The 25,749-nt window shown below is 38.9% G+C and carries 21 protein-coding genes; 12 read left to right on the top strand and 9 right to left on the bottom strand.

The window, feature by feature from the left end:
* Positions 1 to 49: 49 nt before the first annotated feature.
* A complete protein-coding gene (gene mnmG, locus OQ268_RS04330; RefSeq protein ID WP_265854871.1) occupies positions 50 to 1,912 on the top strand; it encodes a tRNA uridine-5-carboxymethylaminomethyl(34) synthesis enzyme MnmG in 1,863 nt (620 codons plus the stop codon).
* A 122-nt stretch (positions 1,913 to 2,034) separates the two neighbouring features.
* Complete coding sequence (locus tag OQ268_RS04325) at positions 2,035 to 3,681, top strand: Ig-like domain-containing protein (protein WP_265854870.1); 1,647 nt, start codon at positions 2,035 to 2,037, stop codon at positions 3,679 to 3,681.
* On the opposite strand, the gene OQ268_RS04320 is transcribed toward OQ268_RS04325, so the two are convergent.
* Both OQ268_RS04320 and nadB read right to left on the bottom strand, forming a co-directional pair.
* Positions 3,653 to 4,183 carry a gamma carbonic anhydrase family protein gene (locus tag OQ268_RS04320; RefSeq protein ID WP_265854869.1) on the bottom strand — a complete coding sequence of 177 codons (531 nt, stop codon included), beginning with the start codon at positions 4,181 to 4,183 and terminating at the stop codon, positions 3,653 to 3,655. The genes OQ268_RS04325 and OQ268_RS04320 overlap by 29 nt on opposite strands.
* 54 nt (positions 4,184 to 4,237) lie before the next feature.
* Positions 4,238 to 5,824: an L-aspartate oxidase gene (nadB, locus tag OQ268_RS04315; protein ID WP_265854868.1), complete on the bottom strand. Its 1,587-nt coding sequence runs from the start codon at positions 5,822 to 5,824 to the stop codon at positions 4,238 to 4,240.
* A 448-nt stretch (positions 5,825 to 6,272) separates the two neighbouring features.
* Between nadB and nadA the strand changes: the two genes are divergently transcribed.
* The 3 genes from nadA to thiL are packed head-to-tail and all read left to right on the top strand — an operon-like array spanning position 6,273 to position 9,688.
* A complete protein-coding gene (gene nadA / locus OQ268_RS04310) occupies positions 6,273 to 7,271 on the top strand; it encodes a quinolinate synthase NadA (protein ID WP_265854867.1) in 999 nt (332 codons plus the stop codon).
* Positions 7,272 to 7,328: 57 nt separating this feature from the next.
* Positions 7,329 to 8,612, top strand: a complete 1,284-nt coding sequence (locus tag OQ268_RS04305) for a dicarboxylate/amino acid:cation symporter (protein WP_265854866.1) — start codon at positions 7,329 to 7,331, stop codon at positions 8,610 to 8,612.
* Positions 8,613 to 8,647: 35 nt separating this feature from the next.
* Positions 8,648 to 9,688 carry a thiamine-phosphate kinase gene (gene thiL / locus OQ268_RS04300; RefSeq protein WP_265854865.1) on the top strand — a complete coding sequence of 347 codons (1,041 nt, stop codon included), beginning with the start codon at positions 8,648 to 8,650 and terminating at the stop codon, positions 9,686 to 9,688.
* A 55-nt stretch (positions 9,689 to 9,743) separates the two neighbouring features.
* Here thiL and rmuC read toward each other — a convergent pair whose 3' ends face one another.
* Positions 9,744 to 11,114, bottom strand: coding sequence for a DNA recombination protein RmuC (gene rmuC, locus OQ268_RS04295; protein ID WP_265854864.1), 1,371 nt, complete (start codon positions 11,112 to 11,114; stop codon positions 9,744 to 9,746).
* Between the two features lie 189 nt (positions 11,115 to 11,303).
* On the opposite strand from rmuC, the gene purU reads away from it, so the two are divergent.
* Positions 11,304 to 12,143 (top strand): formyltetrahydrofolate deformylase, encoded by an 840-nt coding sequence (gene purU, locus OQ268_RS04290; RefSeq protein ID WP_265854863.1) that lies wholly within the window; start codon positions 11,304 to 11,306, stop codon positions 12,141 to 12,143.
* Positions 12,144 to 12,161: 18 nt separating this feature from the next.
* On the opposite strand, the gene OQ268_RS04285 is transcribed toward purU, so the two are convergent.
* Positions 12,162 to 13,289 carry an NAD(P)/FAD-dependent oxidoreductase gene (locus OQ268_RS04285; RefSeq protein WP_265854862.1) on the bottom strand — a complete coding sequence of 376 codons (1,128 nt, stop codon included), beginning with the start codon at positions 13,287 to 13,289 and terminating at the stop codon, positions 12,162 to 12,164.
* Positions 13,290 to 13,373: 84 nt separating this feature from the next.
* On the opposite strand from OQ268_RS04285, the gene OQ268_RS04280 reads away from it, so the two are divergent.
* A complete protein-coding gene (locus OQ268_RS04280; RefSeq protein WP_265854861.1) occupies positions 13,374 to 14,069 on the top strand; it encodes a zinc metallopeptidase in 696 nt (231 codons plus the stop codon).
* Positions 14,070 to 14,224: 155 nt separating this feature from the next.
* Here the strand turns inward: OQ268_RS04280 and apaG are convergent, their stop codons facing one another.
* Entirely contained in the window at positions 14,225 to 14,611 is a 387-nt protein-coding gene (gene apaG, locus OQ268_RS04275) for a Co2+/Mg2+ efflux protein ApaG (protein WP_265854860.1), read from the bottom strand.
* Between the two features lie 34 nt (positions 14,612 to 14,645).
* On the bottom strand, positions 14,646 to 15,653 hold the full coding sequence (gene dusB, locus OQ268_RS04270; protein ID WP_265854859.1) for a tRNA dihydrouridine synthase DusB: 1,008 nt from the start codon (positions 15,651 to 15,653) through the stop codon (positions 14,646 to 14,648).
* A 43-nt stretch (positions 15,654 to 15,696) separates the two neighbouring features.
* On the opposite strand from dusB, the gene OQ268_RS04265 reads away from it, so the two are divergent.
* The 4 genes from OQ268_RS04265 to OQ268_RS04250 all read left to right on the top strand — a co-directional run bounded on the left by OQ268_RS04265 (position 15,697) and on the right by OQ268_RS04250 (position 20,444).
* On the top strand, positions 15,697 to 16,623 hold the full coding sequence (locus OQ268_RS04265) for a CPBP family intramembrane glutamic endopeptidase (protein WP_265854858.1): 927 nt from the start codon (positions 15,697 to 15,699) through the stop codon (positions 16,621 to 16,623).
* Positions 16,604 to 16,810, top strand: coding sequence for a putative signal transducing protein (locus OQ268_RS04260; protein WP_265854857.1), 207 nt, complete (start codon positions 16,604 to 16,606; stop codon positions 16,808 to 16,810). The genes OQ268_RS04265 and OQ268_RS04260 overlap by 20 nt, the downstream gene beginning before the upstream one ends.
* Positions 16,811 to 16,857: 47 nt before the next feature.
* On the top strand, positions 16,858 to 17,667 hold the full coding sequence (locus OQ268_RS04255) for a phosphatidate cytidylyltransferase (protein WP_265854856.1): 810 nt from the start codon (positions 16,858 to 16,860) through the stop codon (positions 17,665 to 17,667).
* A 92-nt stretch (positions 17,668 to 17,759) separates the two neighbouring features.
* Complete coding sequence (locus OQ268_RS04250) at positions 17,760 to 20,444, top strand: M14 family metallopeptidase (RefSeq protein ID WP_265854855.1); 2,685 nt, start codon at positions 17,760 to 17,762, stop codon at positions 20,442 to 20,444.
* Between the two features lie 51 nt (positions 20,445 to 20,495).
* Here the strand turns inward: OQ268_RS04250 and OQ268_RS04245 are convergent, their stop codons facing one another.
* Complete coding sequence (locus OQ268_RS04245) at positions 20,496 to 21,140, bottom strand: hypothetical protein (protein WP_265854854.1); 645 nt, start codon at positions 21,138 to 21,140, stop codon at positions 20,496 to 20,498.
* 112 nt (positions 21,141 to 21,252) lie between these two features.
* On the opposite strand from OQ268_RS04245, the gene OQ268_RS04240 reads away from it, so the two are divergent.
* Positions 21,253 to 21,969, top strand: a complete 717-nt coding sequence (locus OQ268_RS04240) for a DsbA family oxidoreductase (protein ID WP_265854853.1) — start codon at positions 21,253 to 21,255, stop codon at positions 21,967 to 21,969.
* Between the two features lie 99 nt (positions 21,970 to 22,068).
* Here OQ268_RS04240 and OQ268_RS04235 read toward each other — a convergent pair whose 3' ends face one another.
* Positions 22,069 to 22,290, bottom strand: a complete 222-nt coding sequence (locus tag OQ268_RS04235; protein WP_265854852.1) for a DUF3820 family protein — start codon at positions 22,288 to 22,290, stop codon at positions 22,069 to 22,071.
* Between the two features lie 93 nt (positions 22,291 to 22,383).
* Entirely contained in the window at positions 22,384 to 25,722 is a 3,339-nt protein-coding gene (gene mfd / locus OQ268_RS04230; protein ID WP_265854850.1) for a transcription-repair coupling factor, read from the bottom strand.
* Between the last annotated feature and the right edge of the window lie 27 nt (positions 25,723 to 25,749).

The raw sequence follows: 25,749 nt of genomic DNA, 5'->3' as shown, positions 1-25,749 counted from the left end.
AAAACTATATAAAATTGATGTTCCACGTGAAACAAACTAATAAAAAGACATGTTTGCAAAATACGATTTAATAGTAGTAGGCGCTGGCCATGCTGGCTGTGAAGCAGCGGCAGCGGCAGCTAATTTAGGCTCATCGGTATTATTGATTACTATGAATATGGGCACGATTGCACAGATGAGTTGTAACCCTGCAATGGGTGGTATAGCAAAAGGGCAAATTGTTCGAGAAGTTGACTCGATGGGTGGCTATTCAGGTGTCATATCAGATAAATCGACCATTCAATTCCGCATGTTAAATAAGTCTAAGGGACCAGCAATGTGGAGCCCTAGAGCTCAAATCGATCGGATGAGATTTGCAGAAGAATGGAGACTGGCATTAGAGCTAACAAACAATCTAGATATCTGGCAAGATAATGTTGTAGGACTATTGGTGAAAGACAATACAGTGTATGGTGTTAAGACTTCACTTGGGATAGAAATTGAAAGTTCTGCGGTAGTACTAACCAATGGCACGTTCCTTAACGGGGTAATGCATATTGGCGAGAAGAAATTTGGCGGTGGCAGAACTGCTGAGCGGGCTTCCACTGGAATTACTGAGCAATTAGTAGAATTAGGAATGGAAGCTGGAAGAATGAAAACCGGAACGCCTCCACGTGTTGATGGAAGGAGTTTGGATTATAGTAAAATGGAAGAACAATGGGGAGATGAAAATCCAGGAAAGTTTTCTTTCACCGATACTAAAGTGTCAAAAGACCAACGGTGCTGCTGGATTACTTACACCAATGAAGAGGTTCATGAAACCTTGAAAGAGGGTTTCGAAAAGTCGCCGATGTTTACGGGTCGTATCAAAGGTCTTGGTCCACGGTATTGTCCCTCTATAGAAGACAAGATTAATCGATTTGCGGAACGAGATCGTCATCAAATCTTTGTAGAGCCAGAAGGATGGGATACTTGTGAAATTTATGTGAATGGATTTTCGACATCTTTACCTGAAGACGTTCAGTTTAAAGCGCTACGACTGATACCCGGTTTTGAAAATGCAAAAATGTTTAGGCCAGGGTATGCTATCGAGTATGACTTCTTTCCGCCAACCCAATTGTCATTAACATTAGAGACAAAGCAAATTTCCAACCTTTTCTTAGCTGGCCAAATTAATGGTACAACGGGATATGAAGAGGCGGCCTGTCAGGGTTTTATGGCGGGTATTAATGCACACCAAAAAATTACTGATCAACATGAACTAATTATGAAAAGATCAGAGAGCTATATCGGTGTCCTTATTGATGATTTGGTTACAAAAGGTACGGAGGAACCTTATCGCATGTTTACCTCAAGAGCTGAGCACCGTTTACTGTTGCGTCAGGATAATGCAGACATTCGCCTTACCCCTATTGGTCATGCATTAGGTTTGGTTTCTGATGAACGATTGGAAAAAGTTAATCGAAAAGTTACTGCTGCAGATGCTTTGGTAAAATTCACAAAACAACAAGGTATTGAAATGGCCGATGCTAATCCAATGCTAGAAAGCCTTGGATCAAGTACATTAAATCAAAACGTAAAAATACATAGCCTTGTTGGGAGACCACATGTTGGCTTACAAGACATTATAAAAGTGAGCACTCATTTGGCAAATGTTACTGATCAACTTGATAACGAAACAATCGAACAGGCAGAAATAAAAATCAAGTACGAAAGTTATTTCGAAAAGGAAAACGAAATTGTAGCTAAAATGCTTAAGATGGAAGATAGGGAAATTCAACCAAATTTCGATTATAACAAAGTAGTATCTATATCCAAAGAAGCTAGAGAAAAATTATTCAAGATAAAGCCAAGAACTTTAGGGCAGGCGTCACGAATTTCGGGTGTTTCGCCCTCAGATATATCAGTATTGATGGTTTTTATTAATAAATAGTTGATAATCAGGTATTTATAATATTAAAAATAAAGATCTATTATATTCGTTATAAAGCATTAAAAATATAATTTAATGATATCATTCATAATTCACTTAAAATCGATTTAAACGCTTAAAACATGTCAATTTTAGGGAGCCATTATTTTAATACCAAAATTTTCATCATTTCATTGATGTTAGTGCTCATTGCTGGTTGTGCAAGCATGCAAACTCCACAAGGAGGACCAAGAGATACCAAACCACCTAAGGTGTTAAATATGACACCAAAGAATTTGACCAGAAATTTTAGTGCTAAGAAAATTATAATTGAATTTGATGAATATTTTAAATTGAATGACGAGTTTAAAGAATTTTCAATTTCGCCAGACCAAGAACAGCCTCCTATTCTTACGACAAGGAAAAAAACACTCGAAATTGCTTTCCAGGACTCACTAGAGAAAAATACAACTTATACCCTGAATTTTGGGAAAGCGATAGCAGACATTAATGAGAATAATATTTTAAAGAATTTGTCTTACGTGTTTTCCACTGGTGATGAAATCGATTCGTTGTCTATCAGTGGTAAAGTTACCAGTGCGCTTTCGGGCGAAACAGAAAAGGAAGCTTCAGTATTTATCCTACCGATTGAAAGGGATACATTATTTGGGAAAAGAAGACCATCTATTTATACACTCACTGATAGCTCAGGCCTTTACAAGATCAATAATCTGCGTAAAGGTACCTATAAAGTATATGCGCTTAAAGAAGCCCAGGGAGGTGGAGATAAGATTTACCAGCAATTATCAGATGAAGTTGGATTCCTTAACGAACCCGTGGTTATCGATAAAAATATAGAAAATATTAACCTACAGGTTTTTAAAGAGCTTGCTCCAGAGTTTAGGGTATTAGATAGGAAACTTAATAATGATGGTAGCATATCGCTCATGTTCAATCAAAGGCTTAAGCAACCCAAAATCACTGTGATGGATCCGCCAGCGGCAGATGTAGGAAAGTTTGTTTACTTCAACAAAACCAACGATACTGCTAAAGTTTGGCTGAATAATTTGTCATTTGATTCGGTTAAGGTGGCACTGCAAGAACAGGGTAAGGTAATACAGACTGTAAATTTTAGCAGAGGTAAAAAAGATACGTATAGTAGAGATTTAACCATTACGGATAATACCGCTGGCGGGAAGCTTAATCCTTATCAGCGATACACATTGCTTTTAAACTTCCCTATAACTATGGCAGATGCGTCAAAAATTACCTTATTAGAAGATTCTGTAAAACGCACAAATTTTGAATTGATAAAAGACAGTGTAGATTTTCTAAAATACTATCTGAAATATACCTGGAAGAATAAGCGTACTTACGATATAAAATTTAGTCCCGGAGCATTTACTGGTATTTTCAATGTTAAAAACAAGGAAATCAATAAAAGCTTCACGTTGGAAACTACAGATAGTTATGGCACACTAGCGCTTAACGTAACACTCCCAGATACAACAAAAAGTTACCTGGTTGAATTCATCGATGAAAAGAAAAATACCATTAAAAGCTACACAATAACTAAAAATGGTGCGCTGAATTTTGCAAATTATCCGGCAGGAAAATATTTTGTGAGGGTGATTTATGATGAAAACAGAAATGGCATTTGGGATACTGGAAACGTGGCAACCGGCAAACAACCTGAAAAAATCTGGTATTCTCCGGAGGAAAAATCACTTAGGGCAAATTGGGAAAGGGTAGATAACTTAACTATTCCTCCTCCTCCAAAGGATGAGTAAACCAACCTGCATACATCACATAATTATCGGGTAGTTTATCTAACAATGCTTTTTGCTCCTCGGTAATGGGCTTAATTTTTTTAGCAGGTGTGCCTGCATAAAGAAACCCGGTCTCGCAGACGGTATTCTCCAGAACCACTGATCCGGCAGCGATAATGCAATATGGTTCTATACTAACATGATCCATTATGATGGCACCCATACCGATCAATACATGATCATGCACCGTGCAACCATGGACAATAGCGTTATGCCCAACCGATACCCTGTTACCGATCTGGGTAGCTGCCTTTAAGTATGTGGCGTGAATAACGGCCCCATCTTGAATGTTAGACTCATTTCCGATTGTAATGCTATTAACATCACCCCTGATAACAGCATTAAACCAAACCGAACAATTCTCACCGATAACAACATCGCCAACGATGGTGGCATTATCCGCTATAAAATTATCTTTTCCGATTACTGGATATTTACCTTTCACAGGAAGAATGAGTGGCATAAGGAATGGTATTGAGGTATATAAATGATTAAAACTATGGGTTTATAACTGATATTACAATACAGTATCAATGAGTGAGTTTGCGTGTTTAGGATAATCTGTGGTGAAATGTAACCCTCTACTTTCCTTGCGCTGCATCGCCGATTTGATCACCAGGTAAGCCGTTTGAATAACATTTCTTAATTCGCACAACTTTACAGAAACCTTATTCATTTTATAAAATTCTTCAGTTTCCTGATAAATTAAAAACAATCTCCGCAGCGCCCTGTCTAGTCTAAAATCTGAGCGAACTATACCTACGTAATCACCCATTATTTTTTGTAACTCCCTCAGGTTATGCGTAACTAAAATATCTTCATTCGTCTGCGTTACCCCTTTAGAGTCCCACTCCGGAATGGCTTCAGGAATAACATTTTGTTTGAAGTTTTCGATGGCATCCTGATAAATACGGTGAGCAAATACTGTGGCTTCTAAAAGCGAATTAGAAGCTAAACGATTTGCACCATGCAAGCCTGTAGAGCTGCACTCTCCGCAAGCATAAAGGTTCTTGATTGACGATCTTCCATATTCATCTACTAAAATCCCCCCACACATATAATGTGATGCAGGGGTAACCGGAATATAATCTTTAGTCATATCTATACCGATAGATAGGCACTTGGCGTAGATATTAGGAAAATGTTTCAAAATATCTGCTTTCGTACGCATCGTAATGTCGAGGTAAACAAAGTCGTCACCAGACTTTTTCATCTCTGCATCTACAGCTCTTGCAACAATATCCCTTGGTGCTAAAGACCTTCTATCATCATACTCATGCATAAATTCTTCGCCGTTTTTACGACGAAGCACACCTCCAAAACCCCTAACAGCCTCACTAATCAGGAATGATGGATACTCACCAGGGTGATACAATGCTGTTGGATGAAACTGTATGAATTCCATATTTCTAACTTTTCCCTTGGCCCGATAAACCATCGCCATGCCATCGCCGGTAGCAATTACTGGGTTGGTTGTAGCAGAATAGACATGACCGGCGCCGCCAGATGCCATTACCGTTATGTTTGCCACAATCTTTTCAACATCGTTAAGCTCTGTGTTAAAGGCATATATACCATAACAGTTAATATCTTCAGTACGTTTATCCACAAAGGCACCAAGGTGATGTTGGGTAATTAACTCGAGTGCAAAGTAGTGTGTTAATATCTCTATGTTGGGGTTCTCGTGAATTTCCTTTAATAATACCCTTTCAATCTCGTACCCAGTAATGTCTTTATAGTGCAAAACCCGGTGTTCAGAGTGGCCACCTTCTTTAGCTAAATCATAAAATCCAGCATTGTCTTTATCGAAGTTAATGCCATAGTCTATAATCTCCTGAATACGCTGAGGACCCTCTTTTACAACGATTTCAACAATACTTCTATCACACAAACCATCTCCGGCAATCAAGGTATCTTGGATGTGTTTTTCAAAAGAATCATCTTTATCTACCACTACCGCTACCCCACCTTGCGCATATTTAGTGTTAGATTCATCCTCGTTTGATTTTGTAACAATTAAAACCTTACCAAACTTGGCTGCTTTAAGTGCAAAACTTAAACCTGCTATCCCTGAACCAATTACCAGAAAATCTACTTTTCTCATCTAAAAAACCTTTACTTTATCAACCCTGTTGATAACTATAGAACAACTGTTAGCTTAATGTATAAATAAGACTAACAAAAAAATTTGAATGTTTAAAGCTACTCTAAAAACGGAATTTGCCACAATCTTTTACCCAATTTTTAAGCAGTTTTATTGAGGTAATTAACTTTTTATACAGTTGTAAACAATTAACATTCCAATATTGATAAAATTTAACTCATTTCTAGATAGTGCTGAAAATCAATCTTATCATATTTAAAAAATGTAATCTTAATGTTAGTAAACGATTAACAACTCATTTAAAAGAATTTTTTTATGAAACTTGCCAACAATACTAACACACTAATAAACAAACAAGATTTATTTATTTAAAATAACTTATTAATTATTGAGACGTGGAAAGCCTTATCTTTGAACAACGTCAAAATGAAAAAAGTAAAATAAGCAAATGAACATAGATGTCTTAGAAGAAATCAATAAAAAAGGTTTTGTAGATGAAGAAATCGATCCGACACTCGATCTGTTTGTTGAAATCGAAAAATTGAAAAAGGAAAAGAATGCAATCATCCTGGCGCATTACTACCAAGAACCTGATATACAAGATATTGCAGATTATATTGGTGATAGTTTAGGTTTATCGCAAGAAGCCGCTAAAACAGATGCTGATGTAATTGTTTTTGCTGGTGTTCACTTCATGGCAGAAACAGCGAAAATCCTCTCCCCTTCTAAAAAAGTATTGTTGCCAGATGTGAAGGCGGGTTGTTCTTTAGCAGATAGTTGTCCACCACATCTATTCAGAAAGTTTAAAGAAAAATATCCAGATCATTTGGTAATTACTTACGTGAACTGTACGGCTGAATTAAAAGCTTTAAGTGATATTGTTTGTACGTCTACCAATGCGGTTCAAATTGTAGAAAGTTTACCTAAAGATCAAAAAATAATTTTCGGGCCGGATAGGAATTTAGGTGCTTATGTTGCGAAGAAAACAGGTAGAGATTTAGTGCTTTGGAACGGTGCTTGTATGGTACATGAGATTTTTTCGCAAGAGAAAATTACGAAACTGAAAGAACGCCATCCAAATGCTAAATTTATAGCGCATCCGGAATGTGAAGAAGTCGTTTTGAAGATGGCGGATTATATTGGATCTACTACAGGACTGTTGAAGTATACCATTTCTAATCCGGCGACAGAATTTATTGTTGCTACAGAAAGTGGAATTATTCATCAGATGGAAAAAGCCAATCCGACGAAAACTTTTATACCAGCGCCGCCAAATAACAGTTGTGCTTGTAACGATTGCCCTTACATGAAAAGAAATACTTTAGAAAAATTGTATCTATGTATTAAAAATGGCATGCCCGAAGTTACTGTACCTGAACATATTATCGAACAAGCACGTAAACCAATTCAGCGCATGCTTGATATTTCTGCAGAATTAGGATTATAGACCAAAGCATAGTAAGCCTAGTTGCCAAAATATTTTACAATATGGTAAAACAAAAAAATGAAAGCAATTAATATTCTTAAGAATTATGCTGGCTTGTTGTGGCTACTTGCAGGTATAACTGTTGGCAGCATTGTAGGCTTAATTTTTGGAAAGCAAGTTGAAAGTATAAAACCGTTAGGGGATATATTTTTGAATTTGCTATTTACAGCTGTAATTCCTTTGGTATTTTTTGCCGTTTCATCTGCAATAGCAAATATAGATAGGACGAAGAAACTAGGTAAATTGCTTACGGTAATGGTACTTGTTTTTCTATCTACTGTGTTAATCTCTGCATTGTTAACTTTAGCAGCTACCTGGGTTTTTCCTATTCACCAGTCACTTGCCAACAGTCCTATACCTACAGATCATGGAAAAATGCAATCGTTTGGCGAGCAAATTACCCAGTTATTAACCGTCGGCGAGTTCTTTGAAATTGGCAGTAGAAAGAACATGCTGGCTTTAATTATCTTCTCGGTACTGGTTGGTTTTTCTACCCTTTACTCAGGTAAAGAAGGCGATGGCTTTAAAAATTTCCTGGTGTCGGGCAACGAGGTGATGAAGAGACTGATTATCTTGATCATGAAGTTAGGTCCAATTGGTTTGGGCGCTTATTTTGCTTATCAGGTTGGCGTTTTCGGACCGCAACTTTTTGGTACTTATGCCAAAGCATTGGGTTTATATTATGGTGTTGGTGCATTTTATTTCATTATTTTCTTTACCCTATATGCTTTTATTGCCGGCGGTTTTAAAGCGATAAAAATCTTTTGGAAAAATAATATTGTTCCTTCTTTAACATCTATAGGTACCTGTAGTAGTATTGCCACTATCCCTGCCAATTTAGAGGGTGCTACTAAGATGGGTGTTCCAAGCTATATTGCCAATGTCACCATTCCACTAGGTTCAACTTTACATAAAGATGGTTCGAGCATTAGTTCTATTATTAAGATAGCAGTTGTTTTTGCTATTTTTGGCAAAGATCTGGTTCATGTAGATACCATAATTTTGGCTTTAGGCATTACTATATTGGTGAGTATTGTTGAGGGTGGCATACCAAACGGGGGATATATAGGAGAATTATTAATGATCTCAGCCTACCAGTTACCACCGGAAGCACTGCCACCAGCCATGATTATTGGTACCCTGGTAGACCCAATGGCCACATTGTTAAATGCAACTGGCGATAACGTTGCTGCCATGTTGATAGCACGGTTTACTGAAGGGAAAAATTGGATGGAGTTTAGAAGCGTTAAGAAGAATATCGATACAGAGATACCCTTTAATTCTACAGTTTCTGGAGTGTAAATTTTAAAAATCGGGGCTTCGCCCCTCTTAAGCATATGTTTGAAAATAAAGAACGTACAGATATAAATGAGTTAGGTGAATTTGGCTTGATCAAACACCTCACGAATAACTTCAAAATTAGAAACGATTATTCGGTAAAAGGCGTAGGCGATGATGCCGCTGTCTTGGATGCCAAAGGTAAACAGACATTGGTTTCTACAGACTTGTTACTAGAAGGAATCCACTTCGATTTAGCCTATGTACCATTGATGCATTTAGGTTATAAAGCCGTTCAGGTTAATTTGAGTGATATTTATGCGATGAATGGCAAGGCAAGCCAAATTACTGTTTCTTTAGGTCTTTCGAGTAAATTTCCATTAGAGGCTGTAGAAGAAATTTATAAAGGCATAGAATTGGCTTGTAATAAATTCAACATCGATTTAGTTGGTGGTGATACCTCAGCAAGTAAGCAAGGTTTGGTAATCAGCATTACCAGTATTGGCTATGCCGATGCTGATAAAGTTACCTATAGAAATGGTGCACAGGAACACGATTTGCTATGCGTTTCAGGAGATTTGGGTGGTGCTTATGTAGGTCTGCAAATTCTCGAGCGAGAGAAGTTAATCTACTTAGAAAATCCTCAAATTCAACCAGATTTAGAAGGTAAAGATTACATTATTGAAAGACAGCTGAAACCTGAGGCCAGGATGGATATTGTGGCACTTTTAGAAGAGATGGATATTAAACCTACTTCGATGATTGATGTTTCTGATGGTCTGGCTTCTGAGATTTTGCATTTAGCAGAGCAGTCTGATAAAGGCGTTACCATATACGAAGAGAAGATTCCTTTAGACCCTATGACCTATGAAACCGCCAGGGAACTTGGTATCGACCCTACAGTTTGCGCTTTAAGTGGTGGTGAGGATTATGAATTACTGTTCACGATTAGTCAGGATGATTACAAAAAACTTAAACACGATGTAGATATAACCGTGATCGGACATGTAACGGATAAAAATTCTGGCTGTAAAATGGTTTCTAAATCTAATAATGTACATGAATTAAAAGCCCAAGGTTGGAATGCTTTTAATAAATAATACAAATATTTGGTTGATGAATTCACCTATTATTCGAGTTCATCAACCAAAACAACTATTCACCATCTAAATATTTAATATCAATCTGTTTAGTAGCTTTTGCACCGAGCTTTTTAATTTTCTCAGTAGTATTGGTTAAATTACCTGAGCCTATAGATAGTTTATTTAATGCCTTATCGTAGGCTTCCTGTCCATTTTTAATATGTTTGCCAATACTTTCCATATCAGCTACAAAACCAACGAATTTATCGTACATCGCACCGCTTAAACGGGCAATTTCCATAACATTTCTATTCTGTCTTTCTTGTTTCCAAATACTGGCAATGGTACGTAAAGTAGCAAGCAGCGTAGATGGGCTAACAATAACCACACGTCTATCCCATGCGAAGTTGAATAGTTCTGCATCCTTCTGCACGGCGATACTGAAAGATGATTCAATTGGAACGAACAGCAAAACAAAATCCGGGGAATTAATTTTATATAACTCCTGATAATTCTTAGATGATAATTCTTGAATGTGTTGCTTTATAGACGCCAAATGCTGCTTTACATAACCCTCACGTTCGTCTTCCATTTCTGCTGATACATAACGTTCGTATGCTACCAAACTAACTTTAGCATCAACAACTAGATGTTTATCGTCTGGCAAATCGATTACTACATCTGGCTGGTAGCGACCGCCTTCGGCGGATATTAGCGAGGCTTGAATGCGATATTCCTGATCCCGTACCAAGCCAGATCTCTCTAAAACCTTCTCCAAAATCACTTCACCCCAGTTTCCCTGTTTTTTATTATCACCCTTTAATGCCTTGGTGAGGTTATTAGCGTCTTCCTGAATAAGTTTGCTTTGAATTTGCAATTCTGAAATCACACCTTTTAAAATATTGCGCTCATCAGATTCTGCTTTATAAACCTTTTCAACTTTCTCTTCAAAAGCTTTAATATTTTCTTTTAATGGATTTAATATCAAATCCAGATTGGTTCTATTCTGCTCTACAAAACGAGTTGATTTCTCTTCCAGAATTTTATTAGCAATGAGTTCAAAATCTTTATTTAATTTCTCTTGAGATTGTTCGTAACTCAACTTCTGAGCAGCCAACTTTTCTTTTTCAGCTTGGAAAAATGATTTGGTGCTTTCCAACTCCCGGTTGGCATCTGATAAACGATCTCTTTCGGTTTGCAATTCTTCTATCAGGCGTTGTTGCTCTTGTTTAAGTAAAAGGGTAATGTGTTCCTTTTCTGCATTAACGTTTAATATTTTTTCTTCAGCTTTCGCGAATGAAATTTTTAACGAGTCGTTTTCAGCTTTAAGTTTTTCAAAATCATCCACAGAAATAATACCTATTGGAATCTCTGGCTTTTTGAAGAATAGGAAAATGAGTACAACTAAAATGACAGTAAGCAATGCGGCAATCGCAATTTCCATAATGATAAAAATTTTAGTAAAAATCGATATTTAAAAGCCATTTACCAAGATCAAACAAGCTTGGTTCTAAATAAATACTACAAAACAATCCTTTTTGAATTAAAGCAGGATGTAATACAATAAAAATTAGCAAACTTAAACTTTACAATGTACCTGCAAATTGTTTATTATTGAGTTTTAATTGGAACCATGGAACAGTTAACCATTTTAATTTCATGTATTGATCAAGTTGGGCTGGTAACGGATATTACACGTGTTTTAGCTGCTCAGCAACTCAACATTGTAGCCATGCGTGAATTTGTTGATGAAGATAATTGCGCCTTCTTTGCTCGTATTGCTTGCACAGGCAATTTATCGGATAACAATTATCTTCGCAACCAACTTTTGGAAAATTTACCAAATGCAGCAGAGGTAACCCTTATTAGCGAACAGAAAAAGCAAATAGCAGTTTTGGTTACCAGGGAGTACCATTGTTTATCGGAAATTTTGATAAAAGACCATTTCAAAACCCTTGGGGCAAATGTGTGCTGCGTTATCGGCAATTATGAATCACTTAGAGATTTTACAGAAAAATTAGGCATCCCATATTTTTATGTCGACCACAACGACAAAAACAAGCAAGCATTTGAGGATGAGATAAAGGCGATTATTAATCGTTATCAAATTGATTATATTGTATTGGCGAAATTCATGCGCATTCTATCGGCCGATTTTGTTAGTGCTTACCCAGGAAAAATAATTAATATCCACCACTCTTTTCTACCTGCGTTTATTGGTGCCAATCCATACAAGCAAGCATTTGAACGTGGTGTAAAAATTATTGGTGCAACAGCTCACTTCGTAACCGACAACCTGGATGAAGGACCAATCATTACGCAACATACCAACCATGTCGATCATAACTTCGGGGTAAAGGAAATGGTGAGAGCGGGAAAAGAGATTGAGAAAAAGGTATTATTAGAAGCATTAGAATTAATTTTCGAAGATCGCGTATTTGTAAGTGGGAATAAAACAATTGTGTTTAAGTAGGATAACGAACATTCTTAATTAAAGCGATTGCAAAACGAGATTTGCTATATCTGTTCCGGTTTCGGCACCAATAGCAACCCCCATCCCATTGCAACGGGTAGCGCAGAATATATCTGGATGAATAGCTTTAACCAATGGAGGTAGCTCATTTCCAAATGCCATAATGCCACTCCAGCGGTAGTCAATTTCATAAGAGGTTTTTGGAATAATTACTTCCTTCAAAAGCGTTTCCAGTGCGTTTTGTACCGTTGGCGTTTGGCCAAACGTTGTAGTTTCTTCAGAACTAAAATCGAGATTTCTACCCCCACCAAGTAAAATTCTACCGTTTATATTCCTGAAATAATAGAAACCTCTGTTATAATGGAAAGTTCCTGCAACCTTTAGATTTTTAATTGGTTTGGTGATTAGCACCTGGCCTCTTCCCGGGTTTATAGGCAAACCTTTAATCAGGGAATCAATAAATGCATTAGTTGCAACAATTAAGCGGTTAAATTTAAAGATACCGTTTGCGGTAACCAGTTGCTTGGTCGAATCATCAATCTGATTTACTTCGCATCCATTGAAGATTAAAACACCAAGCTGTTGTGCATATTGCAATAAACTTAGCATCATCTTTCCCGAATCAATTTGCGCTTCATAGCGGTTCTCGATAAGAGACGTCACTTTATCGAAGCCGAAACTGGATATGGTTTCATTATTGAGCGCATAAGCGCTCTCACCAACAACACTTTTCAACAACTGGTTAAAATGTTCAATTTTCGATACACATTCAGCAGCGTGGATTTTATCTTCTTTTTTAAATAGTTCAAAACCACCAAGGCGTTGATAGTCTAATCGTTCATCACCTAAAATAGCCCGTAGTTTTAATAGACCTTTCCATCTTTTTTCTACCGTAGCAAGTAGTTCGTCTAATCCTAACTTTTCTTGTTCAATGAGTTCAGAAATGCTTCCAAAACAGGCGAATCCCGCATTTTTTGTGCTGGCACCTGTTGGGAGGAATCCCCTTTCTAAAATAGCAATGCTTAAATTCGGGGCTGATTGTTTAAGGGCTATTGCAGCCGTTAAACCAACAATTCCACTTCCAATAACGATCACATCGTATCGAAAAAAAGATTCTTTTTCCCAATATGACAACTCTTTTTGCATGGTATAAATATAGTACATCTAATCTCTAAATGAATATGGGAACGCTTTTTGATATGTTGATAAACGAAAAACATACATAAGGAAATGGGAGTTTATTTAATATTAATCGTCCCGGTATTATTGTTGAGCATGTTTGTGCAGTGGCGTTTCAGAAACAAATTTTCTAAGTATGCCGAAATGCAAATAAGCTCTGGTTTATCGGGGAAGGAGGTAGCAGAAAGAATGCTACATGATAATGGCATATACGATGTAAAGGTAATGAGTACCGAAGGGCAACTCACAGATCATTACAATCCAAAAGATAGAACCGTTAATTTAAGTACAGACGTGTACTATAGCAGAAGTGTAGCTGCAGCCGCTGTTGCCGCACATGAGTGTGGTCACGCCTTACAGCAGGCAAAATCTTATAATTGGTTGCAACTGCGAAGCAGCATGGTTCCGGTAGTAAGTATTTCGTCGAACTTGCTGCAATGGGTGCTGTTGATTGGTGTGTTGTTAATTGGTTTTACCGGAAATCCTATCGTGCTCGCCATTGGCGTAGTAGGTTTAGCCTTGGTAACTATTTTTAGTATTGTTACCCTTCCGGTAGAATTCGATGCGAGCAACAGGGCGCTTGCTTGGTTAAAACATAACCAGGGGGTGATGCAAACCCAGGAAGAAAATGCGCAAGCTAAAGATGCTTTATGGTGGGCAGCAATGACTTACGTTGTAGCAGCTATAGGTGCTTTAGCTAATTTACTTTACTACGCATCGATGCTTTTTGGACGAAGTAGAGATTAAGATTTACTAACCTATGAAAAATGAAAGGCGGCCTAAAGAAATTGAGTCGCTTTTTTTTTGCTCAGGGCGATATATATTTGAAACCCACATCTATATTTGTTAGGGAAATACAATGTCAATAGGCTTAAACAAGTAGGTGGGAAAAGTAGAGAATTTTAGTTTAGTTTATAGGGCGCAACAAGCTGAAATTTTGGAATGTCAACATCGAATTCGGAAGCGTCTACCAATTTTTTCATTAGGTAAGTACCTCTCATACTGCCCATATCTGTTTTTAAGTTACATCCGGAAACATAAACATGAGTTTGACCTGGCTCGATGATAGGTTGAATGCCAACTACACCTTCGCCCTCGACTTCTCTTCTGCTACTGTTTGAATCGAATATATGCCATTGACGGCGCAACAGTTGAACGGAGTAATCAGAAAGATTTGCGATTTCTATTCTATAGGCGAACATAAAATGCTCATTAATAGGATTTGAATATTCCGGTTGGTATACGGTCTCGACCGATACTTTTACGCCGTCTGTAATTGCTGTAACCATGATAATCTACAATGTATAAAATTCTTTTCAAAAATCAGGCCAGTACTTTAGAAGCATCGTAATTGGCAAACTTGTATGCCACCTCTTCTAAAATGCTGTAAATGTTGTTTACATCTGGCTCTGCCACAAGCTTCATTCGATAAGGTTTAAAATCGGGTAAACCTTTGAAGTAATTTGCATAATGCCTGCGCATTTCAAAAATACCTGTTTTAGGTCCTTTCCACGCCAGAGATTTCTCCAGATGAGTTCTGCACACATTTATCCTTTCTTCGATAGTTGGCCCCGGCAAGTGCTTTCCAGTTGCGAAAAAATGTTTTACTTCTCTAAAAATCCAGGGGTAACCAATAGCAGCTCGGCCAATCATAATGCCATCTACCTCATATTCCATGCGCCATGCAGCGGCCTTTTCAGGGCTATCTACATCACCATTTCCAAAAATCGGGATTTTAATTCTGGGGTTGCGCTTAATTTCCCGTATCAATGCCCAGTCGGCTTCGCCTTTGTACAACTGTGCCCTTGTTCGTCCGTGTATGGTAAGCGCCTGTATGCCCACATCTTGCAGCCGCTCCGCAACTTCGTAAACATTCTTTGTGTTATCATCCCAACCCAAACGCGTTTTTACGGTAACGGGTAAATGCGATGCTTTCACCACTGCATCAGTCATTTTAACCATTTTATCAATGTCTTGCAGCAAACTAGAACCAGCACCCTTACAAACTACGTTTTTTACCGGGCAACCGTAATTAATGTCTACTAAATCTGGGCCTGCGGCAGATGCTATGGCCGAAGCCTCTCTCATGTGCTCGATATCGCCACCAAAAATCTGGATGCCTATTGGTCTTTCATATTCGAAAATATCCAGCTTCTGCAAGCTCTTTGCCGCATCTCGAATCAATCCTTCAGACGAAATAAATTCGGTATACATTAAATCCGCACCATTTTGTTTACACACATACCGAAACGGTGGATCGCTAACATCCTCCATCGGCGCAAGCAATAATGGGAACTCACCTAAATCTATATTTCCTATCTTTACAGACATTTTCTATCTTCAACGATTAATAAAACATACAAAGGTACAAATAATGAATTTTGTAACACCCAAAAAGGAAGAATTGAGCCCTTTCCTGCAATTACTTTTACTTTTATTTTACGGAGTTGTAGGCGCTATGGTTTTTGGTTTGATAGGGCTGTTATTAGCCTTTGCTATGTATGGAACCAGTTTAATTGGACAATTCAACTTGCTATTATCTGGGGCGCCACAATATCTGAGCGGTCTAAAAGCGATGCAGATCTTTACCTCTATTGGTGCTTTTATTTTACCTGCTATTGCCTTAGCACTTACCGAACGCCAAAAACTTGCCACATTTTATGGATTTAAAAAACCTACTTTCCTGCTTCTCGCGATAGCACTTTTAATCATGATCGCCAGTATGCCTGTAATGGAGTATGTAGCCGTTTTAAATCAGAAAATGATTTTGCCGGACTTTTTGAAAGGCATAGAACGTTGGATGAAAGAAAAGGAAGATGCCGCTATGGAAGCCACCATTAATTTACTCACGGTGCGCAACAATATCGATTTTATAGTTAATTTGGTAATGATTGCTGTTTTGCCTGCCGTTGGAGAGGAATTAATGTTTAGGGGGGGCGTGCAACGTTGTATCAATCGAATCTTTAAACATCCTCATGCAGCAATCTGGTTAACGGCAATTATTTTCAGTGCTATACATGTACAATTCTATGGTTTTATACCAAGAATGCTCCTGGGTGCCGGGTTTGGTTATTTATATTTTTACAGCGGAAGTTTATGGTATGCCATTGCTGCTCATTTTATCAATAACGCTTATGCAGTTTGCTTAGCGTTTTATATGCAGAAACACAATTTGCCACTCGATAAAGCAGATGACCCTATCGGATTTCCATGGTATGGATATTTAATAAGTGCAATATTAACCATAGCTTTGTTTAAATTTTTTAAAGATACCGCGTTACGTGAACGAAAACTGGATTAAAGTATATACCACAAGCGATGCATTTGCAGCAGAGATTTTGAAACAAGGCCTAACAGAGGTCGGCATCCCGGCTGTTACCATGAATAAACAATTTTCTGCCTATCACTTGGGCGAAATTGTGGTTTTGGTAAACAAATCCGACTTTGATAAAGCCATCGAATATATTGTTGAAAATGAAATTGAATAATATGCTTTCTGCACCCAGTTTAAATAAAAATTCTTTTCAACTATTTAATGAAAACTAGAGCCATAACCGCTTTCTTTTTTACCATTGTGATGTTGGGCTCCATCCTATTAGGAAGCTATACGTTTACTGTATTTTACTTGGTATTAAGCATTTTATCACTTTTGGAATTTTATAAACTTATTAAAAATTCCGGAATCAGGCCGCACCGCAATATCGGTTTAGCTGCGGGAATTCTGCTCTTTCTAATGGCCGCTGGGCTCCATTACCTCAAATACGATGTAAAGTACCTGCTTCTTTGCATTCCGCTTATCTTTTCAGTATTCATCACCGAGCTTTACAAAAAGAATAAAATTCCATTCGCCAATATTTCGTACACCTTCGTAGGTTTTGTGTACGTAACTATTCCTTTTTGCTTTTTTCATGCCTTGGGTTTTTTAGAAAACTGGAATACCTACAATTTTCATTTCCCTTTGGCTTTTATGTTGATGTTGTGGGCGAATGATACAGGTGCATATCTTTTTGGAGTGAGGTATGGTAAGAGAAAATTGTTCGAACGGCATTCTCCTAAAAAAAGTTGGGAAGGTTTTTTGGGCGGTATGTTTACAAGTGTACTGGTTGCGGTTGGTTTATCTTTTGTATTTACTGAAAACCCAATGTGGGTATGGGCAGGTATGGCCATTCTCATTGCAAACTTTGGCACCCTAGGCGATCTGGTAGAATCAATGTTGAAACGCAGCCTGGATACCAAAGATAGCGGCGGTTTGTTGCCCGGCCATGGTGGTTTGCTAGACCGGTTTGATGGGCTTTTGCTTGCTGCACCTGTGGTTTATGCTTACCTCTACCTAATCTTGTATTAAATCTGCCTTCACCTGTTCCTGTAACAAATTTACATCCGCGTAGTTTTGATTGCATTTCTCAGTTATATTTGAGTATCCAACCTAAACTGATTATGATTAAAAACTACCTGAAAAAGGCTTGCCTTGTGCTCTTAATAATGTCTGGCTATACCAGTTTTGCGCAAGACATTCCCTCTCCAAAATCGCATTTTGGCTTTGATATTGGCGATAATTACCAGCTAGCCAATTACACGCAAACAGAGGCTTATTTCAAAAAACTCGCAGAAAGTTCTAAAAGGGTTAAACTTGTGGATATTGGCAAGACCGAAGAAGGACGCACGCAGTATATGATGGTGATATCCTCGCCAGAGAATTTGCAAAAGTTAGATCGATATAAGCAAATCTCTCAGGAACTGGCACATGCTGAAGTTACGCCAGAACAAGCCAAAATACTTGCCCAGGAAGGCAAAGCTATTGTTTGGATAGATGGGGGTTTGCATGCCACAGAAGTAGTAGGCATCCACCAGTTGATTCAAACCGCGTACAATTTTGCTTCGAAGACAGACCCGGAAACCTTAAAAATTTTAGACAATGTCATTATCCTTTTCACGCACGCCAATCCCGACGGCCAAGAGTTGGTAAGCAATTGGTACATGAGAGATAAGGATGAAAAGAAAAGGACAACATCTGGCCTGCCGGTGTTGTATGAGAAATATGCAGGGCATGATAATAACCGCGATTTTTTCATGTTAAACCTGAAAGAAACGCAGAACATAGGGCGACAGCTTTTTGTAGAATGGTTGCCACAAATCATGTACAACCACCACCAAACTGGTCCTGCCGGTACAGTTGTTGCAGGGCCGCCCTACCGCGATCCTTTCAATTATGTTTTCGAACCCACACTATTAACCAGTTTGGATGCGGTTGGTGCCGCTATGCACAATAGAATGAATGTAGAGAATAAGCCTGGATATACCCAACGTGGAGGATCAGTTTTCTCTACCTGGTACAATGGAGGCCTTAGAACAACTACATACTTTCATAATATGATTGGTTTGCTAACTGAAATTGTTGGAAGTCCTACGCCATCAGAAATTCCACTTGTTCCTGCACGGTTATTGCCCAACAGCGATTCGCCCAATCCGGTAACACCACGCAAATGGTATTTTAAAAATTCTATTGATTATTCGGTTTCCCTAAACTATGCGGTGTTAAACTATGCCCAACGCTATCGCGATGAATTGCTGTTTAACATCTATCAAATGGGAAGAAACTCGATAGAAAAAGGGAAAAAAGATACCTGGTCTTTTTCGCCAAAGAAAATAACCGCGATAAATGCCGCATTAAAAACTACCAGCATGGCAGGCGATGTGGAGTTTAGTGCTAGACGCAATACCGGAACGAAGGCGTTTGATACGGTGATGACAGCACCACTGAATAGAGATGCTCGAGGCTACATCTTATCGGCAGATCAACCCGATTTCAATTCAGCAATAAAATTTCTAAATGCGTTAATCAGAACAGGCATCGTTGTCCATAAAGCAACAGCCCCCTTTTCGGTAGCCGGCAAACAATATCCTGCAGGAAGCTACGTGGTTAAAACCGATCAGGCTTTTCGGCCACATGTGCTGGATATGTTTGAGCCTCAAGATCACCCGAATGATTTCAAATATGATGGTGGTGCACCAATTCCACCTTACGATGCAGCAGGTTGGACCCTTGCCTACCTTATGGATGTAAAGTTCGACCGACTTCTAGACGATTTCAATGGTCCATTTGAGAAAAATCCATATGGGCAACTGCTGCAACCCATAAACAAGGTTCCTGCCGGATCGGCATATCGTTTAAGTGCCACACAGAATGATTCTTATACCGCGGTAAATGATTTGTTAAAGAATAAAATTGATGTCTATCGTAGCGGTGATAGCGGAGATTTTTATGTGCCAGCAGCTGGTAAAAGTATTCTTACGGCGGCGAATGTTAAAGTCACCTCGGCAAATGTACCAAAAGAAAAAACCAAAGTTGTTGGCGGAAGGATTGCCCTATGGGATAACTATGGCGGATCAATGGCTTCAGGTTGGGTAAGATGGATGATGGAGCAATACCACTTCAATGCCACCGTAATTTATCCCCAGGATATCGATAATGGGAATTTGAATACCAAATTCGACGTTATTATTTTAGTTGGTGGCGCTATTCCCGCGGTAACCAATGCCGATTTTGGCGGCAGGTTTTCATCACCGAAAGCGGAAGATGTTCCAGAAGCATATCGGAATCGTTTGGGTAGAATAACTGCTGAAAAATCAATCCCTCAATTAAAGAAATTCTTAGAAGCAGGCGGGAAAGTGTTGGCAATAGGCAGTAGTACTAATTTGGCTTACCACCTAAAACTCCCTGTTCGGAATGCCATGGTCGAGCTGGTTAACGCCGAAGAAAAAAGGCTTCCCGCCGAAAAATATTACGTACCGGGAAGTGTATTGACCGTAAATGTAGATAACAACTTGCCTGCCACTTGGGGAATGGATAAAACAGCTGATGTTTATTTTGATAATAGTCCAGTTTTCAAGCTTACCGGAAACGCTGTCTCATCTGGCGCCATAAAGCCTCTAATGTGGTTTAATAGTGCCACGCCTTTAAAGAGCGGCTGGGCTTGGGGGCAGGCTTACCTGCAAGATGGAATTACTGCTTTCGAAGCGAATGTAGGTAAAGGTAAATTGCTAGCTTTCGGACCAGAAATTGCATTTAGAGCCCAAACCCATGGCACTTTTAAGTTGCTGTTTAACCAGCTATACAAATAACAAAAAAGCCACCCCAAAGCGGGTGGCTTCACTTTTATGCTTATCTGTTTACTACTTGCTGTATGGGAAATTTCTTGATACTTTCCTCATCATATGTTCAATCAAATCATCTGTTGACGAAGTGATGCTATCATTCATCGTTTTAAAGAATCTCCACAGTAAGTCGCCAGAGGTACCGCTGTTTAAGGTTAAAGTTAACGACCCTGTACCCGTCTTGCCGCCTAAACCACCAAACAGTACAGCCGATGCAATGGCGCCCGCCTCACTCTTAGTTTGTTCCGTTTCAAAATTGCCACCTAAAACGGCATCTACGCCAAGAATTTTTGCCAATTCATCTTTAGTGGTCTCATCTAGTTTATCTAGAACACCAGCTTTTTTCAATAAGATATTCGTTTTATCAGGATCTTGAAATTCTACGGTGTAATCGGCAGCTTTTCTTAATAAAAAAGTATACATGCTCGATTGGATAGACTTCGCCATTTTTATCTCCTGATCTCTGTTTGCATCAGCATTGAAATTCTTTGGTTGTTTTCTGTAAGAAATTTTCGTGTTGAACGGCAATATGGCTACCAGCTTATGGTTTCCTTTTTCACTTCTAAGTTTCGGACTTTCGAAAATTTGTTTCGAGCCTTCTAACTGTGCTTTTGCACCAAAACCAGCGCAAACTACTAAGAGCATTAAAATAGTTTTTTTCATTTTTTTATTTGATTTTTAAGGCGCAAACATAAAAAAAATTATGAAATAACAGCGGCACCTGATTTTACTTTCTTGTTACCAGATACTAATGCAATCGCCATACTTTTGCATCATGAAAGTAGAAATTTGGTCAGACGTAATGTGCCCGTTTTGCTATATCGGTAAGCGGCATTTCGAACAAGCACTGGCACAACTACCGTTTAAAGATGAAATTGTTGTCAATTGGAAAAGTTTTCAGCTTAACCCAGACTACCATAACACTGCCAATGAAACGGTTTATGATTACCTATCTCGAAGCAAGGGCATGCCTATCGAACAAGCAAAGCAAATGACCGGGCAGGTTGAAGATATGGCCGCGAGTGCCGGGTTAATACTTAACTTCGATCGGAATATTCCAGCCAATACTTTCGATGCCCATCGGGTCATCCATCTGGCAGGCAAGCATCATTGTCAGGATTTAGCAAAGGAAAAACTTCTAGAAGCTCATTTCCTTAAAGGGGAAGACATTAGTAAACGAGAGGTTTTGCAAGAAGTTGCTTTAGCTGTTGGCCTGGAAGCTGAAGAAGTTAACAGTGTTTTAGAAGGTGATGAATTTGCAGAAGCCGTTAGGTATGATATCTACGAGAGTCAGAATCTGGGTATTCGCGGCGTTCCGTACTTTGTAATGGACAGGAAATATGCGGTCTCTGGCGCTCAGCCTGTACAGGCCTTTATTGATGCGCTTACCCAAAGTTTCAACGAGTGGAAAAGTACCCAGCCCAAAACCGTACTAACCTCGCTAAGTAAAAGTAACGACGCCAGTTGCAACGATGATGGTTGCGAAGTTTAAATCCCCTTAACTATATATGTGCAGAAATCTCTTACCGTTTGTAGCAGATTTCTGCATCTTTCTGTGTCAATTAAAAAGCCAAAAATCAATATCCCTTGCTTAATAGCGCTGTTGGTTTTTCAGCGGTGTCAACAAGTACTCTAGTCCATTCATTCGAATTTCGAACATGGTAGCCATCAAATCGCCAAGTTTCCCTTTTGGGAAGCCCTTATCTTTATACCACAATAGATAACTTTCTGGAATATTGCATATTAGGTAGCCCTTATACTTTCCATATGGCATTTGCATCTTCACTAAATCGAGTAATAAGGTTGGGTCCATTGATGTTACGGTCAATTGCTTTGCGTATTTATGGTTTTTGGGTTTGCCTACCCCAATGATAATGAATGATGTGTTGCTAGAGGCGTAAATTACTTAATTGATTAGCTCAAGGGTTTGTATGGCCTCTTCTACATTATTAATATGATCAAAAGCAATGCGCAAGGTGTTTTTTACCTCTTTTAAGTTACACATCCGTGGATGATTTTGGGCAAAACTTAAAATTTTTGTGAACGTTTCCGAGTCAAAATATGGCGATTGCTTATCACTCAGGAAATAACCGCGAAGGCTATTTTTCTTGAAACTAATTTTCTCGAAACCTAGTTTCTTCCCCAGCCACTGCAACCGCACAACGCTTAACATGGTTTTTACCTGTGGCGGAACTGGCCCAAATCTATCGGACAAATGTTTCTCGAAAGTTGCCAATTCAGTTTCATTATCAAGCTTAGAAAGCTCGGTATACAGGTTATACCGCTCTGTAATGTTCGTGATATAAGCATCTGGAATGTACAGTTCCAAATCGGTATCTACCTGTGTAAAGCCAACAAAAGGGCGGGGAGGTTCATTCTCGAACAGCCCTTTAAATTCAGCTTCTTTAAGTTCTTGAATGGCTTCATCGAGGATCTTATGATACATTTCGAAGCCAATTTCGGCAATGAAACCACTTTGTTCTGCGCCCAGTAAATTTCCGCTCCCTCTGATATCTAAATCTCGCATGGCCACATTAAAGCCACTTCCCAGATCAGAAAACTCTTCAATTGCGCTTAGCCGTTTCCTTGCCTCAGAAGTTAAAGTAGAAAGCGGCGGAGACAATAGGTAACAGAAAGCTTTTTTGTTGCTACGGCCTACCCGACCACGCATCTGGTGAAGATCGCTAAGCCCAAACATATGGGCATGGTTAATAATAATGGTGTTGGCATTTGGAATATCCAACCCGGCCTCAATAATGGTTGTGGCTACCAATACATCCTTCTCGCCATTAATAAAATCGAGCATTACATCTTCAAGGGCATCGCCATCTAATTGACCATGCGCAATACCAATTCGTGCTTTTGGCACTAATTTCTGGATCATCCCACCCAATTGCATCAAGTCGTTTACGCGGTTGTGGATAAAGAAAACCTGCCCTCCGCGGTCAAGCTCAAACTGTACTGCTTCTTGGATCAGCTTATCATTAAAAACATGCAATTCGGTACTTACCGGCTGGCGGTTTGGTGGTGGTGTACTTATAATCGATAAATCCCTCGCACCCATTAAAGAAAAATGCAATGTTCTGGGTATTGGTGTTGCAGTAAGCGTCAGCGTATCTACATTTACACGCACCGCTTTCAACCGTTCTTTAGCCGTAACTCCAAATTTCTGTTCCTCATCAATAATCATGATGCCTAAATCTTTAAATTTTACGTCTTTGCTAAGTAAGCGATGTGTACCAATTAAAACATCAACTTTTCCCGCCGCAGCTTCAGCTAACGTATCTTTAATCTGCTTGCTGGTTTTAAAACGATTGATGTAATCTACCGTAACCGGAAAATCTTTCAAACGCGACGAAAATGTTTTGAAATGCTGCAAGGCTAAAATAGTGGTAGGTACCAAAATGGCAGCCTGTTTGCCTTCGGCAACAGCTTTAAAAGCTGCCCGAACGGCAATTTCGGTTTTGCCAAAACCCACATCGCCGCAAACCAAACGATCCATTGGGTGTGGCGATTCCATATCTTTTTTTACATCTTGGGTAGCTTTTAACTGATCGGGGGTGTCCTCATAAATAAAAGATGCCTCCAATTCTGCCTGAAGATATCCATCGGGAGAAAATGCGGTACCAGCTTGCGTTTTGCGTAAAGCATAAAGCTTAATCAAATCGCGGGCGATGTCTTTAACTTTTTTTTTTGTTGTTTTCTTCAGCTTGTCCCAGGCATCGGTACCCAATTTATTCATTTTGGGTACACCGCTTTCCTTGCCACTGTATTTGGCAATCCGGTTTAGGGAGTTGATATTCACATAAAGCAGGTCGTTATCGGCATAAATTAACCGAATCATTTCCTGTGTTTTGCCATTGACCTCAACCTTTTCCAAGCCAGCGTATTTCCCGATACCATGATCGATATGGGTAACATAATCGCCAGATTTGAGCTCCCTCAAATCTTTAAGCGTAATGGCCTGGCTCTTTTGATAACCCTTTTTTAGCTTGTATTTATAGTAACGATCAAAAATCTGATGGTCGGTATAGAACGCCGTTTGGATTTGTGGATCTACAAAACCCTCACGCAACATGCTGTTGATTGGCGTAAATTTTGCCGTTTTATCAATATCTTCCAAAATGGCGTATAACCTTTCAATTTGTTTGGGCGAATCTGTAAAGATGAAATTCACAATGCCCTCTTTTTCGTTCTCTTTAAGGTTATGAATAAGCAGGTTAAAATCCTTGTTAAAGGAAGGCTGCGGTTTAGTTTCAAATTCGAAACGGTTATCTGTTTTATAAAAAAACTGCTTGCCAAATTCTACTAAAGGAAAATCGTGTAAATGATCGCCCAATAGTTTTTCATCGCTAAAGGCAAACTTAGGGTCAATCCATTCTGGATTTTGATTTTTGTCTGCCAAAGGCAACGCCTTCCACAATTCTATAGCTTTTTTGTAACCAGCTTTTACAATATCTAAAGTAAACTCAACATCTTTAAACCAGAGTTGTGTATCGGCATCGATGTAATCTAAAATGCTAATATTGCTCTCGGTTAAAAACTTGGCCTGCACGTTAGGTACAATGGTTAGCGATTTTACATCAGCCACCGAAAGTTGACTTTCAATTTCAAAACTTCTAATGCTTTCTACCTCATCGCCAAAAAACTCGATACGATATGGCAATTCTGCCGAGAAAGAAAAAATATCTACTATCCCCCCACGAATAGAGAACTGTCCTGGTTCGTACACAAAATCACGCCTGTCGAAGTCGTAATCAATCAAAAACTCATTAATAAAATCGATCCCAAGTTTTGCGCCCAGGCTAATTTCCAGGGTGTTTTTTTCCAAAGCCGAACGGTCAATCACCTTTTCCGCAATGGCCTCAGGGTAAGACACTACAATTTTACCATATTCCGAATCGTGGTTCAACTCATTTAAAACCTCGGCCCTGGCCAGTACGTTGGCAGTATCTACCTGTGTAAAATCGAAAGATTTGCGGTACGATGATGGAAACAACAACACCTGCTTATCTAACACACTTTCCAGGTCAGACTGGAAATATGCCGCTTCTTCCCGATCGGGAAGAATAAACAGCATGGGTTTATGCAGTAGAAAGTACGATGATAGTGCTACAATAGCATCAGCAGAACCCACTAAACCTTTCAATTGTATCTTCGGGTTTTTGCCGGCGTTCAACGCTTTGGTAAATTCAGTTACCCTATCGTCGGTTTTATATCTATTTATTAAATCGCGAATGTTCAAGGCACAAAAATAAGCTAATCTTTTAAT

The sequence above is a fragment of the Pedobacter sandarakinus genome, assembly GCF_026240095.1.
Taxonomy (GTDB): Bacteria; Bacteroidota; Bacteroidia; order Sphingobacteriales; family Sphingobacteriaceae; genus Pedobacter; species Pedobacter sandarakinus.
Note: the sequence above shows the minus strand (reverse complement) of the source record. Positions and strands in the feature narration are given on the sequence as shown.

Bases quoted from the DNA above. Each gene is read 5' to 3' on its own strand.
- mnmG (WP_265854871.1), top strand. From the start codon at position 50: ATGTTTGCAAAATACGATTTAATAGTAGTAGGCGCTGGCCATGCTGGC.
- rmuC (WP_265854864.1), bottom strand. From the start codon at position 11,114: ATGGAAATTGCGATTGCCGCATTGCTTACTGTCATTTTAGTTGTACTC.
- OQ268_RS04285 (WP_265854862.1), bottom strand. From the start codon at position 13,289: ATGCAAAAAGAGTTGTCATATTGGGAAAAAGAATCTTTTTTTCGATAC.
- OQ268_RS04235 (WP_265854852.1), bottom strand. From the start codon at position 22,290: ATGGACCCAACCTTATTACTCGATTTAGTGAAGATGCAAATGCCATAT.
- OQ268_RS04320 (WP_265854869.1), bottom strand. From the start codon at position 4,183: ATGCCACTCATTCTTCCTGTGAAAGGTAAATATCCAGTAATCGGAAAA.
- nadA (WP_265854867.1), top strand. From the start codon at position 6,273: ATGAACATAGATGTCTTAGAAGAAATCAATAAAAAAGGTTTTGTAGAT.
- OQ268_RS04240 (WP_265854853.1), top strand. From the start codon at position 21,253: ATGAAAGTAGAAATTTGGTCAGACGTAATGTGCCCGTTTTGCTATATC.
- OQ268_RS04245 (WP_265854854.1), bottom strand. From the start codon at position 21,140: ATGAAAAAAACTATTTTAATGCTCTTAGTAGTTTGCGCTGGTTTTGGT.
- thiL (WP_265854865.1), top strand. From the start codon at position 8,648: ATGTTTGAAAATAAAGAACGTACAGATATAAATGAGTTAGGTGAATTT.
- OQ268_RS04325 (WP_265854870.1), top strand. From the start codon at position 2,035: ATGTCAATTTTAGGGAGCCATTATTTTAATACCAAAATTTTCATCATT.
- OQ268_RS04250 (WP_265854855.1), top strand. From the start codon at position 17,760: ATGATTAAAAACTACCTGAAAAAGGCTTGCCTTGTGCTCTTAATAATG.
- dusB (WP_265854859.1), bottom strand. From the start codon at position 15,653: ATGTCTGTAAAGATAGGAAATATAGATTTAGGTGAGTTCCCATTATTG.
- OQ268_RS04305 (WP_265854866.1), top strand. From the start codon at position 7,329: ATGAAAGCAATTAATATTCTTAAGAATTATGCTGGCTTGTTGTGGCTA.
- nadB (WP_265854868.1), bottom strand. From the start codon at position 5,824: ATGAGAAAAGTAGATTTTCTGGTAATTGGTTCAGGGATAGCAGGTTTA.
- OQ268_RS04255 (WP_265854856.1), top strand. From the start codon at position 16,858: ATGAAAACTAGAGCCATAACCGCTTTCTTTTTTACCATTGTGATGTTG.
- apaG (WP_265854860.1), bottom strand. From the start codon at position 14,611: ATGGTTACAGCAATTACAGACGGCGTAAAAGTATCGGTCGAGACCGTA.
- OQ268_RS04280 (WP_265854861.1), top strand. From the start codon at position 13,374: ATGGGAGTTTATTTAATATTAATCGTCCCGGTATTATTGTTGAGCATG.
- purU (WP_265854863.1), top strand. From the start codon at position 11,304: ATGGAACAGTTAACCATTTTAATTTCATGTATTGATCAAGTTGGGCTG.
- OQ268_RS04265 (WP_265854858.1), top strand. From the start codon at position 15,697: ATGAATTTTGTAACACCCAAAAAGGAAGAATTGAGCCCTTTCCTGCAA.